Genomic DNA, 12,429 nt, shown 5'->3' with positions numbered 1-12,429 from the left:
CATTTAATCGTTCAAAAAAACACCTAAAACAAGCTGATTTCCCCCTAACCTACCAACACGCGCCAAGCCTGCTTGAATCAAGTGCCGTAATGAAAGGTAATATTCACGTATGTTCATCAGGATGATGGCAAAGGCAACGCAGCACATGGATGCCCGTTCAGCGCTGTTACGTCGAAGATATTGCCTTGAATGGAGGATGACACTTGATTAGCAGCTCCGAGGGAGTCCAGAGGGATGCCGGAGGCAGTATCCCTTTGGGTGCTGTCGCCACCGCGACAACTATAAATGGGAGTAAATAAGACGTGGGTATGTACCTAACCCCATTCATTAATGCACATGTTTCTAATTACCTATTTAAAATATCACTATATTGTATTACATTGAAGCTTGTAGAAAGCAGCAGTTTAAGGAACTTAATTGATAGTCGATGTAAAAAAAATTAGCACAAGTGCATTATGGGGAAATAGATTAATTAACTTATCAGGTATATTAACTCCCATAGTTGGTATAATAGTTGACTACTCAGGAAAGGTTATTGAGATCAAAAACCCTATTCAATATGCTATTTTTATTCATTTTAAAAATAATGCATTATGGTTATACATAGCACTCGGTGTAACATTCATCATTGGATGGGTTATATCTAAGAATGGAAAGTTAATATGTTATAAAGCATTACAAAAATTAATAGATAAATTGCAATTTATTGCCTTTCCTAACTTTCAAAATGATGTAACAGCATCGCACAGAGTAACTTTGTTTAAATATGAGAAAAAGTGTACACAAAGGTACCCTTTGTGGAACCTTTACAGATGGCATGTTGCTAACAAAGAAGGCAAAGGAAAAAATTCAGGTTGGCTTGTTCCTATTTTGAGATCAGGTCTACATACAAAAAATACCAAAACTGTATTTTGTGTTAGCAATGATTCAAGACAAAAAACGGAAGGTGTAGCTGGGCAAGGATGGAAAAGAGGTGCTAAGCTTTCTTTATCAAACCTACCATTGATAACTAAATCAAGTGGTACAACGGAAAGATCTAGATATGCACAATTAACAAGTATGCCTGATGACATGGTCTCGCAATATGCAAACAATGATATCCCTTTGTCTCGTAGCATAGTATCTTTACCTTTAATGGATTGTCATGGGGAACATTGGGGGCTAATAGTTGTCGATAGTACTGAGCCTGATGGTATTGATGAACAAGAGCTAGATTCTGCTTATCGAGCGATTATCGAACCGATGGGAATTTTAATTGAGGAGTTAGGGTGATGAGTCAATGGATAAATACTGATGTGTCAGCGTTATCAGAACTAAAAAGCCAACCTAAAGACGCAGGAAAATTAAAAGTAATGTTATCCCCTTATGATGTTCCTGAGGCTATTCGTGCTTACCATGAAAACAGACAACTTATAATTGAATTTAGGTATATATCTATTAGCGAAGAAAGAACATTAGCAAATGGTGAAAATGGTATTAAATTCGAATTAGGAGTTAAAACCAAACGAATTTATAAAATATTTGTATCTGAAGATGTAATTGAAAATAATGATGGTATTTCTATTACTAATGGTGAAGTAAAAACGATTAAAAGCCGTAACATCTTTAGCTCTATAGATAAATTCATTGATCAACAAGAAAACTTTAAAAATAAATATCAAGCAGCAAAAAGTGCAGTCAAAACTTACAAATCTCAAATTAAAGAAATTGCATTTAACTAAACTTATAATTATTAAAACAAAAAACCCGCTAGAAGCGGGTTTTTATTAAGAATAACAGTTTGCAATCAAAAGCTGACTACCAACCTGTTTTCTCTTTAAGTGCATTGCCAATTTCAGCTAAAGAACGAACAGTTTTAACACCAGCCGCTTCTAATGCTGCAAATTTTTCATCAGCAGTACCTTTACCGCCAGCGATAATTGCGCCAGCATGACCCATACGCTTACCTTCTGGTGCAGTAACACCAGCAATGTAAGATACAACAGGTTTAGTAACATTAGCTTTAATATATTCCGCAGCTTCTTCTTCAGCAGTACCACCAATTTCACCAATCATTACAATTGCTTCAGTTTGTGGATCGTTTTGGAACATTTCTAAAACGTCGATGAAGTTAGTACCTGGGATAGGGTCACCACCAATACCTACACAAGTAGATTGGCCAAAACCAGCATCAGTAGTTTGTTTAACGGCTTCGTACGTTAATGTACCAGAACGTGAAACAATACCTACTTTACCAGGCTTATGAATGTGACCAGGCATGATACCAATCTTAGTCTCGCCCGGAGTAATAACACCAGGACAGTTAGGACCAATCATACGAACGCCTGATTGCTCAAGCTTAGCTTTAACGTCAACCATATCTAAAGTTGGAATACCTTCAGTGATAGTAACGATAAGCTCGATGCCTGCATCAATAGCTTCTAAAATAGCATCTTTACAGAACGGAGCAGGAACATAGATAACTGTTGCTGTTGCGCCAGTTGCTTCTACTGCATCACGTACTGTGTTAAATACTGGTAGGCCTAAATGCGTTTGACCGCCTTTACCTGGGCTTACGCCACCAACCATTTGTGTACCGTATTCAAGAGCTTGTTCTGAATGGAAAGTACCTTGACCACCAGTGAAACCTTGACAGATAACTTTAGTATCTTTGTTAATTAATACAGACATTATTTGCCCTCCGCAGCTGCTACAACTTTTGTTGCTGCATCAGTTAATGATTCAGCAGCAATGATGTCTAAGCCAGAATTTTTAAGAACTTCACGACCTAATTCAGCATTAGTACCTTCTAAACGTACAACAACAGGAACTTTAACGCCTACTTCTTTAACCGCGCCGATAATACCTTCAGCAATCATGTCACAACGAACGATGCCACCAAAGATGTTAACTAAAACCGCTTTAACGTTGTCGTCAGAAAGAATGATTTTAAATGCTTCAGAAACACGTTCTTTAGTAGCACCACCACCAACATCTAAGAAGTTAGCTGGCTTGCCGCCGTGTAAGTTAACGATATCCATAGTACCCATTGCTAGGCCTGCACCGTTAACCATACAACCTACGTTGCCATCTAAAGCTACATAGTTTAATTCATATCTTGCAGCATGCGCTTCACGTTCATCTTCTTGAGATGGATCGTGGAAAGCACGCATTTTAGGTTGACGGTATAAAGCATTACCATCAATACCAATTTTACCATCTAAACAATGAAGATTACCTTCGTCAGTAATAACTAACGGGTTGATTTCTAATAAGGCGAAATCAAAGTCTTCAAACATTTTAGCTAGACCTAAAAAGATCTTAACAAATTGCTTCATTTGTGTAGGGTTTAAACCTAACTTGAAACCTAATTCGCGAGCTTGGTATGGTTGTGCGCCAACAAGTGGATCGATTTCAGCTTGGTGAATTAACTCTGGAGTTTCTTCAGCAATCTTCTCAATATCAACACCGCCTTCTGTAGAAGCCATAAATACTACTTTACGACTTGCGCGATCGACAACAGCACCAAGGTATAATTCGTTAGCGATATCTGTACAGCTTTCTACTAATATTTTAGCAACCGGCTGTCCATTTTCGTCTGTTTGGTAAGTAACTAAATTCTTACCTAACCAGTTTTGAGCGAAATCTTTAATTTCGTCTTTAGATTTAACTAGTTTAACACCACCAGCTTTGCCGCGTCCCCCCGCGTGTACTTGAGTTTTAACAACCCACATAGTGCCGCCAATTTTATCAGCAGCCTCTGCAGCTTCTTGAGGTGTATCGCAAGCGAAACCTTCAGAAACTGGTAACCCATATTCAGCGAATAATTGTTTCGCTTGATATTCGTGCAAATTCATGGTGTTTTATCCATTTATCTGTAAATGAAAGCTATTGAAACTTTTTTATTTATTAAAATTATAAAAATTTACAAAAGCCAAGGAAAAGTCGACTAATTATAATACAAAAGCTCTAATGACGGTAGTCAAAAGAGCTAATACTATAGTCTACTTAATTACTGTTTTCGTTACTCAAAAACATATAGCTAATATCTATACATCTAAAAGTAAACGAGCTGGATCTTCAAGTAACTCTTTAATAGTCACTAAGAAACCAACTGATTCTTTACCATCAATCAAGCGATGATCATATGAAAGAGCTAAATACATCATAGGAAGTATTTCAACTTTTCCATCAACCGCCATAGGTCTATCTTGGATCTTATGCATGCCCAAAATAGCTGCTTGTGGTAGGTTTAGAATTGGTGTAGAAAGCAATGAACCAAATACGCCGCCATTAGTAATGGTAAAGTTACCACCCGTCATGTCTGCCATTGAAAGCTTGCCATCACGACCTTTAAGCGCTAAGTCGCGGATACCATTTTCGATACCAGCCATGCTTAATTGGTCTGAATCACGTAATACTGGTGTAACTAAACCACGAGGAGTAGAAACAGCAATAGAGATATCGAAGAAGTTATGATAAACAATATCATCACCATCAATTGATGCATTTACAGCAGGGTAACGTTTAAGTGCTTCTGTTACTGCTTTTACGTAAAAAGACATAAAGCCTAAACGTGTATCATGCGTTTTCTCGAAAATATCTTTATATTGCTTACGTAAATCCATAATTGGCTTCATGTTAACTTCGTTGAACGTTGTTAACATAGCTGTTGAATTTTTCGCTTCTAATAAACGCGTTGCAATTGTTTTACGTAGACGTGTCATTGGTACACGTTTTTGACTACGCTCACCAAGGTCTTGTGGTACAGGTGCTGCTTTTGCAGGTGCAGCTGCTGTGTTCTTCGCTGCAAGTGCTGCTTCAACATCTTCTTTAGAGATACGTCCGCCTTTACCTGAACCAGTAACATCGTTTGCTGATAAACCTTTTTCAGTCATTAAACGACGAACAGATGGGCTAGCTAGTTCATCAGAACTTACCGCTTCATCAGGCGTTGCTGTCGCTGTAGTGCTAGCTGCTGCGCCAGCATTTAGTTCACCAATTTTTTGTGCACCTAATACAGTATCACCTTCAACATGGATTATTTTACCAATAACACCATTGTCTTGCGCTACAACTTCTAGCACTACTTTATCAGTTTCAATATCAACAAGATTTTGGTCAACTGATACCGTATCGCCTTCAGCTACATGCCAAGTGGCTACCGTCGCATCAGCTACCGATTCAGGTAAAACTGGTACAACAATATCAATTACTTTAGCTGCACCGCCACCATTACTAGCTGCTGGAGCTGGAGCCGCATCTGCTTTAGGCGCTGCAGCTTCTGCACCACCTTCAGAGTATGTACCAATAACTTGCTCGCCTAATACAGTAGCACCTTCAATTTGGCTGATATCAGTTAAAACACCATCAGCTGTTGCTGGCACTTCAAGAACTACTTTATCAGTTTCAATATCTACTAATACTTGATCACGGCTAAATTTTTCACCTACTTGTACATGCCAAGTAGCAACTGTTGCATCTGCAACTGATTCAGGTAATACCGGAACTTTTATTTCGGTTGTCATTTTATTTTATTCCTTACAAACTTTTTAGCACTTCACTGTTACTTATCTTTTTAAACAGAGTAAGCAGAAGCTAATGCACTCAATAGTTAATCTAATTTTATCTAACATTAGCGCTTGAGTGACAAGCGCTTGTTATTCACTAATGTTAGTCCAATGTTAACGCTTGAGTGACAAGCGCTTGTTGTTCTTTTACATGTAAAGCCATATAACCTACCGCTGGGGCTGCAGAAGCATTACGTCCAGCATAACTTAAATAAGTTGCATCAGGGATAGCTGCTCTAAAGTGATGTTGCGAACAGTACCAAGCACCTTGGTTTTGCGGCTCTTCCTGACACCAAACAAATTGCTTCACATGCTGATAATCTTTAATCGCATCTTTAAGCTCTTTCTCTGGGAATGGATATAGCTGTTCTATACGAACAATTGCAATATTATTTAACTCATTTTTACGACGTTGTTCAAGTAGTTCGTAATAAACCTTACCACTACAGAATACAACACGCTCTACTGCCTTCGGATCTAACTCGTCTATTTCACCGATTACATTTTTAAATTCACCTGTAGCAAGCTCTTCCATAGAAGATACTGCTAATGGATGACGTAATAATGATTTAGGTGACATTACAACTAATGGACGACGCATTGGACGAACAACTTGACGACGCAGCATATTAAATACTTGCGCAGGTGTTGATGGCACACATACTTGCATATTGTGGTCAGCACAAAGTTGTAAGAAACGCTCTAAACGGGCTGATGAATGCTCAGGACCTTGTCCTTCGTAGCCATGTGGCAATAACATAGTTAAACCACATAAACGACCCCATTTTTGTTCACCTGAACTAATAAACTGATCGAAAACTACTTGTGCACAGTTAGCAAAATCACCAAATTGTGCTTCCCAAATAGTTAAACCGGCTGGTTCAGCTGTCGTGTAGCCATATTCAAACGCTAACACTGACACTTCTGATAATACTGAATCATGTACATCAAAAGGACCTTGGCCTTCACGGATATTTTGTAACGGTAAATAAGTCGACGCATCTTCTTGGTTATGTAAAACAGCATGACGATGGAAGAAAGTACCACGGCCTGAATCTTGTCCTGTAATACGAACTCTTTGTCCTGAGTCAACAATAGAAGCATAAGCGATATTTTCAGCCATCCCCCAATCTATTAACTTTTCACCTGTTGCCATTTTCATGCGATCATCGTAGATCTTTTTAACACGAGAATGTACTGGGTGATCTTCAGGATAAGAAGAAACCTTAACAGCTAGTTCTTTCAACTTATCAACGCTAACTTCAGTATCGTAGTCATCATCCCACTCATGACCAAGATAAGGTGTCCAGTCAACTGAATGTGCAGTCATTGGACGCCATTGCTCTACAGTACATTGACCTTCATCAAGCAATTTTCGATAGTATGACGTTAACTCATCAATTTTATTTTTGTTTAAGCTACCTTCAGCGATCAATTTATCTGCATATAATTGACGTGGCGTGGCATGCTTTTTAACAATCTTATACATTAATGGCTGTGTAGCACTTGGCTCATCAGCTTCATTATGACCATGACGACGGTAACAAACTAAATCGATAACAACATCACGTTTAAATTCATTACGGTAATCTAGTGCTATTTGTGTTGCTAAAATTACCGCTTCTGGATCATCACCATTAACATGAAGAATTGGTGCCTGAACCATTTTAGCAATTTCTGTACAGTATTCACCTGAACGAGTATCTTGTTCTTTTGAAGTAGTAAAACCTACTTGGTTATTAACTACAATACGTACAGTACCACCTACTTTAAATGCACGCGCTTGCGACATATTAAAGGTTTCTTGTACAACACCTTGACCTGCAATAGCAGAATCACCATGAATGGTAATAGGTAAAACTAAGTCACCTTGGTTGCCGCCACGTCTATCTAAACGTGCTCTTACGCTACCAATAACAACAGGGTTTACAATTTCAAGATGAGAAGGGTTAAACGCTAACGCTAAATGCACATTACCACCAGGGGTAACAAAATCAGAAGAATAGCCTTGATGATACTTAACATCACCTGAGCCTAATATTCCGTCGTGCTTTCCGCCAAACTCATCAAATAATTTTGATGGGTTTTTGCCCATAACGTTAACTAAAACATTTAAACGGCCACGATGAGCCATACCCATTATTACTTCTTTCGTACCAGCAGCGCCAGCACGAGTAATAAGTTCCTTCAACATAGGAACAAGTGCATCACCGCCTTCTAGAGAAAAGCGTTTAGCACCTGGAAATTTAGCACCTAGATATTTTTCTAAGCCATCAGCTGCAATCAAGCCTTTTAGAATTTCAGTTTTTTCATCAACCGATAACTTCGGTACAGACTGTACAGATTCTAAACGATTTTGTAACCAACGTTTTTCATCTGTTGAAGTAATGTGCATATACTCTGCGCCAACTGAACCACAATAGGTTTTTTTCAGCACTTTGTATAACTCACCTAACTTCATTGAGTCTTGACCAACATCTAATGAGCCGACATTATATTCTTTGTCGAAATCATTTTCTGATAGGTCATGATGAGAAAGCTGTAAATCACGGACTTTATCACGTTGCCATAATCCTAATGGATCTAGATTGGCGTTTTGATGACCACGAACTCTAAAAGCATTGATAAGTTGTAAAACTTTAACTTGCTTGGCGTCGCCGCCACTCGTAACAACTTGTTTTTTTTGTTGTTTAGCTAAAACTTTAAACTCTTCGCGTATAGCGCTGTGGCGATATTCCACATCACTACCTTCAACTTTAGGAAGTTCTGAAAAGATTTCTCGCCATTCTGCAGATACAGAGGCAGAGTTATCTAGGTATGATTCGTACAATTCTTCAATATAAACGATGTTGCCACCGTTTAAGTGGGAAGACTCTAGCCAAGCCTTCATTACACCTTCTGGCATTGCCTTTTCCTTGCTGGGGTAAAGCAAAAAATAAATAATCGCGTTATAAAATACGATTACGGTTAAATTGTAATATTACGTATTTATTCAAGAAAATACATAAAAAACTTTATAACGGGTAATAGTTAACGTTAAAGCTAACTATTACCACTATACGTTAATTTAAGCAGTTAAACAGCACGACTTAATAGCATAGATTTAATATGGCCAATGGCTTTAGTTGGGTTTAATCCTTTTGGACAAACATCAACACAGTTCATTATGCCATGACAACGGAATACACTATATGCATCTTGTAAACCATCTAAACGTTCTTCTGTAGCAGTATCACGGCTATCAATTAAAAAGCGATAAGCATGTAATAAGCCAGCAGGTCCGATAAACTTATCAGGATTCCACCAGAAAGACGGACAAGATGTAGAACAACAAGCACATAAAATACACTCATAAAGACCATCTAATTTATCACGTTCTTCAATAGTTTGTATATTTTCACGCGCTGGTTGTTGAGCATCGTTAATTAAATACGGTTTAATCTTTTCATATTGCGCGTAAAACTGGCTCATATCAATAATTAAATCACGTACTACCGGTAAACCAGGTAAAGGACGTAAAATAATTTTACTAGACTTTAACTCTGATAATGGCGTAATACAAGCTAAGCCATTTTTACCATTCATGTTTAAACCATCTGAACCACAAACACCTTCACGACATGAACGACGGAATGATAAGCTTGTATCTTTTTCTTTTAACAGAATAAGTGCATCAAGTACCATTAAATCAGAGCCGTCAGGAATTTCTAACTCATACTCTTTCATGTATGGCTGAGCATCTACATCAGGATTATAACGGTAAATCGAAAATAACTGTTTCATACCAATTACTCCTTAGTAAACACGTGCTTTCGGTGGGAAAGCTTCGCGGTGAACAGGTTTCATATTAACATCACGCTTAGACATAGCACCAGTTTCAGGCGTGAAAATAGAATGGCATAACCAATTTTCATCATCACGTTCTGTAAAATCTTGTCTTGCATGTGCGCCACGAGATTCAGTACGGAAGTTAGCTGCTTTAGCTGAACAATACGCAGTTTCCATTAAGTTATCTAATTCTAAACATTCAATACGTTGAGTGTTAAATTCTGATGACTTATCGTCTAATTTAGCATTTTGAAGACGTTCACGAATTTCAGTTAATTCTTTCATACCTTCAGCCATTGCTTGACCTTCACGGAATACTGAGAAGTTCATTTGCATACACTGTTGTAAATCTTTACGAATCTGTACCGGATCTTCACCTGTTGTTGAAGATTCCCAACGTTTCGAACGTGCTAATGATGCTTCTAAATCAGATTCAGAGGCTTCTTTACCAATTTGACTATCGTTTAAGTAAGTGCCTAAGAAGTTACCTGCAGCACGACCAAATACAACTAAATCAAGTAGTGAGTTACCGCCTAAACGGTTAGCGCCATGTACAGATACACAAGCGATTTCACCTACAGCAAATAAACCTTCAACAATGGTTTCTTTGCCATCAGGACCAATATTAAGTGCCTGACCATTAACATTACACGGTACACCACCCATTTGATAGTGACATGTAGGGATAACTGGAATTGGCTCTTCAGCTGGATCAATATGAGCAAAAGTCTTAGATAAGTCACAAACACCTGGTAAACGTTTGTATAACGTTTCACGACCAAGATGATCAAGTTTAAGCTTGATATGAGGACCATATTGAGGGTGATCACAACCACGACCTTCACGGATCTCGGTCATCATTGAACGAGCAACAACATCACGACCAGCTAAATCTTTAGCATTTGGAGCATAACGCTCCATAAAGCGCTCGCCGTCTTTGTTAAGTAGATAACCACCTTCACCACGACAACCTTCAGTAACTAATACACCTGCGCCAGCGATACCCGTTGGGTGGAACTGCCACATTTCCATATCTTGCATTTGAATGCCAGCACGAAGTGACATACCAACACCGTCACCAGTATTGATGTGAGCATTAGTCGTTGAAGCAAAAATACGACCTGCGCCACCTGTAGCTAATACAGTTGCGCGTGCTTTGAAGTAAACTACTTCACCAGTTTCAATACAAATTGCGGTAGTACCAACAACTGCACCATCACTGTTTTTAACTAAATCTAATGCATACCACTCTGAGTAAACATTAGTTTTGTTTTTAACATTTTGTTGGTACAAACAATGTAATAAAGCATGACCTGTACGGTCAGCTGCTGCTGCTGTACGAGCGGCTTGCTCACCACCAAAGTTTTTAGATTGGCCACCAAAAGGACGTTGGTAAACTTTACCTTCTTCCGTACGAGAAAAAGGTAAACCCATTTTCTCTAATTCGATAACTGACTCAGGGCCAGTTTTACACATATATTCGATTGCGTCTTGGTCACCGATATAATCAGAGCCCTTAACCGTATCATACATATGTTGTTCCCAATGATCTTCATGAGCGTTACCTAAAGCTACGGTAATACCACCTTGAGCAGATACTGTATGAGAACGAGTTGGAAAAACTTTAGAAATCAAGGCACAAGATTTGCCTGACTCTGAAATTGCTAATGCAGCGCGCATACCTGCGCCGCCTGCGCCAATAACAATGGCGTCAAATTCACGAATTGGAACGCTCACTTACACACCCCACACAATTGAAAAGCCAAACACTACGTAGGCTAATAACAAAACTGAAAAGAAAAATTGCAGTGCACCACGCAAAAATGCTGGCTTGATGTAATCTGACAATACTTGCCAAACACCAATTTTAGCGTGCACAAGTAACGCGAGTAGCGCTAACATTGTTGCAACTTTTACACTCATACAAGCAAAAAACCCTTGCCATAAATCATAAGTAACAGTTGGTGTTACTATAAAAAATCCAGCAATAAGTAAGGTGTATAGCACAAGAATAATTGCACTAGCTCTTAGAAGAATAAAATCATGTACGCCATTACGGCCTACTGATGCGACGACACTTACCATAACCAAACTCCTATTGCTGCCGATACAGCTAACCAAATAATCATAATCAATTTGGCACTTGCATTACCCGAGACTAACTCTTCAAAGTGACCTAAATCCATTAACAAGTGACGAACACCCGCTAATAAATGGTAAGTCAGCGCAGAAAGGCAGCCGAAAATAATAAATTTAAAGAAAAAGCCATCAAGACATTCTTGAATACTGGCAAATCCTTCAGCAGAAGAAAGAGAGGTAGAAAGCGTTAGCAATAAGATACCGATAGCAAATACCATAATCACACCGGAAATTCGGTGAAGAATTGAAGCATTAGCTGACGGATGCATCTTGATTGTAGTTAGATCTAGGTTTACAGGACGTTGTTTTTTCACAATTGTTGCCTAAAGAGCTCGAAAGCCTTCAACTTTTATTATTGTTACTCATGAACTACCTTTTAGAATATTAGTATTCTTACATTTGAATACACAAATAGAATACTAATAGAGATTACTAAAGAAGTAATTCCCGAAATGAACGGTAACTGCTTTTTATTAATAAAAATAATCTATTATTACTTATAGAGTTAACCGAACCGCATAATAATAGCGAACTTAGTCTACTTTGGCTAAGTAATTCAATTAATACTTTAGTAAAAGAAGAAATTATTTTTATTATTAAAATAACCTCAAACTTAACAAGACATTTATTGTTTACATTCTTATTAAAGCCACGAAATATAAAAAACACTTACAGAACGGATTGATTATATAGTTGATAATACATAAATTCAATTTTCCTATAACAATAAAAATTTGTAATTTTTTAAATCAACCTTATTCACGGTTAATTATTATACAATTTTATCAGCAGCTACAAACTTTAGTCGAATGGCTATTACATTTTAATTACAAATTGAGGTAGAATGTCGGCTGTTCAATTTACCCAAGTTAAGTATAAATACTGATTGTTATTTCTTAATTATTTTAAATAA

The 12,429-nt window shown here is 37.9% G+C and carries 10 protein-coding genes; 2 read left to right on the top strand and 8 right to left on the bottom strand.

Translation table 11 applies throughout. The features are described 5' to 3' along the window. Positions 1–417 precede the first annotated feature (417 nt). Positions 418–1,272, top strand: a complete 855-nt coding sequence (locus KO509_RS13955) for a hypothetical protein (protein ID WP_215973859.1) — start codon at positions 418–420, stop codon at positions 1,270–1,272. Next, entirely contained in the window at positions 1,272–1,721 is a 450-nt protein-coding gene (locus KO509_RS13950; RefSeq protein ID WP_215973858.1) for a hypothetical protein, read from the top strand. Before KO509_RS13955 ends, KO509_RS13950 begins: the two co-directional genes overlap by 1 nt. A 76-nt stretch (positions 1,722–1,797) precedes the next feature. On the opposite strand, the gene sucD is transcribed toward KO509_RS13950, so the two are convergent. The 8 genes from sucD to sdhC form a co-directional block, all read right to left on the bottom strand. After that, positions 1,798–2,670: a succinate--CoA ligase subunit alpha gene (sucD, locus tag KO509_RS13945; RefSeq protein WP_215973857.1), complete on the bottom strand. Its 873-nt coding sequence runs from the start codon at positions 2,668–2,670 to the stop codon at positions 1,798–1,800. Further along, positions 2,670–3,836, bottom strand: coding sequence for an ADP-forming succinate--CoA ligase subunit beta (sucC, locus tag KO509_RS13940; protein WP_159820897.1), 1,167 nt, complete (start codon positions 3,834–3,836; stop codon positions 2,670–2,672). Before sucC ends, sucD begins: the two co-directional genes overlap by 1 nt. Before the next feature lie 192 nt (positions 3,837–4,028). Beyond that, the gene (gene odhB / locus KO509_RS13935) at positions 4,029–5,507 is read right to left on the bottom strand and encodes a 2-oxoglutarate dehydrogenase complex dihydrolipoyllysine-residue succinyltransferase (RefSeq protein ID WP_215973856.1); all 1,479 of its coding nucleotides are present in this window, start codon (positions 5,505–5,507) and stop codon (positions 4,029–4,031) included. Between the two features lie 145 nt (positions 5,508–5,652). After that, positions 5,653–8,454: a 2-oxoglutarate dehydrogenase E1 component gene (locus KO509_RS13930; protein ID WP_215973855.1), complete on the bottom strand. Its 2,802-nt coding sequence runs from the start codon at positions 8,452–8,454 to the stop codon at positions 5,653–5,655. 170 nt (positions 8,455–8,624) lie between these two features. After that, the gene (locus KO509_RS13925) at positions 8,625–9,332 is read right to left on the bottom strand and encodes a succinate dehydrogenase iron-sulfur subunit (RefSeq protein WP_215973854.1); all 708 of its coding nucleotides are present in this window, start codon (positions 9,330–9,332) and stop codon (positions 8,625–8,627) included. A 12-nt stretch (positions 9,333–9,344) separates the two neighbouring features. Then, a complete protein-coding gene (gene sdhA, locus KO509_RS13920; protein WP_215973853.1) occupies positions 9,345–11,114 on the bottom strand; it encodes a succinate dehydrogenase flavoprotein subunit in 1,770 nt (589 codons plus the stop codon). Beyond that, positions 11,115–11,462 (bottom strand): succinate dehydrogenase, hydrophobic membrane anchor protein, encoded by a 348-nt coding sequence (sdhD, locus tag KO509_RS13915; RefSeq protein WP_215973852.1) that lies wholly within the window; start codon positions 11,460–11,462, stop codon positions 11,115–11,117. It lies immediately after the preceding gene. Continuing rightward, positions 11,456–11,830, bottom strand: coding sequence for a succinate dehydrogenase, cytochrome b556 subunit (gene sdhC / locus KO509_RS13910; RefSeq protein ID WP_215973851.1), 375 nt, complete (start codon positions 11,828–11,830; stop codon positions 11,456–11,458). Before sdhC ends, sdhD begins: the two co-directional genes overlap by 7 nt. Positions 11,831–12,429 lie beyond the last annotated feature (599 nt).

It is taken from the genome of Colwellia sp. C2M11 (assembly GCF_018860915.1).
Taxonomy (GTDB): domain Bacteria; phylum Pseudomonadota; class Gammaproteobacteria; order Enterobacterales; family Alteromonadaceae; genus Colwellia.
Note: the sequence above shows the minus strand (reverse complement) of the source record. Positions and strands in the feature narration are given on the sequence as shown.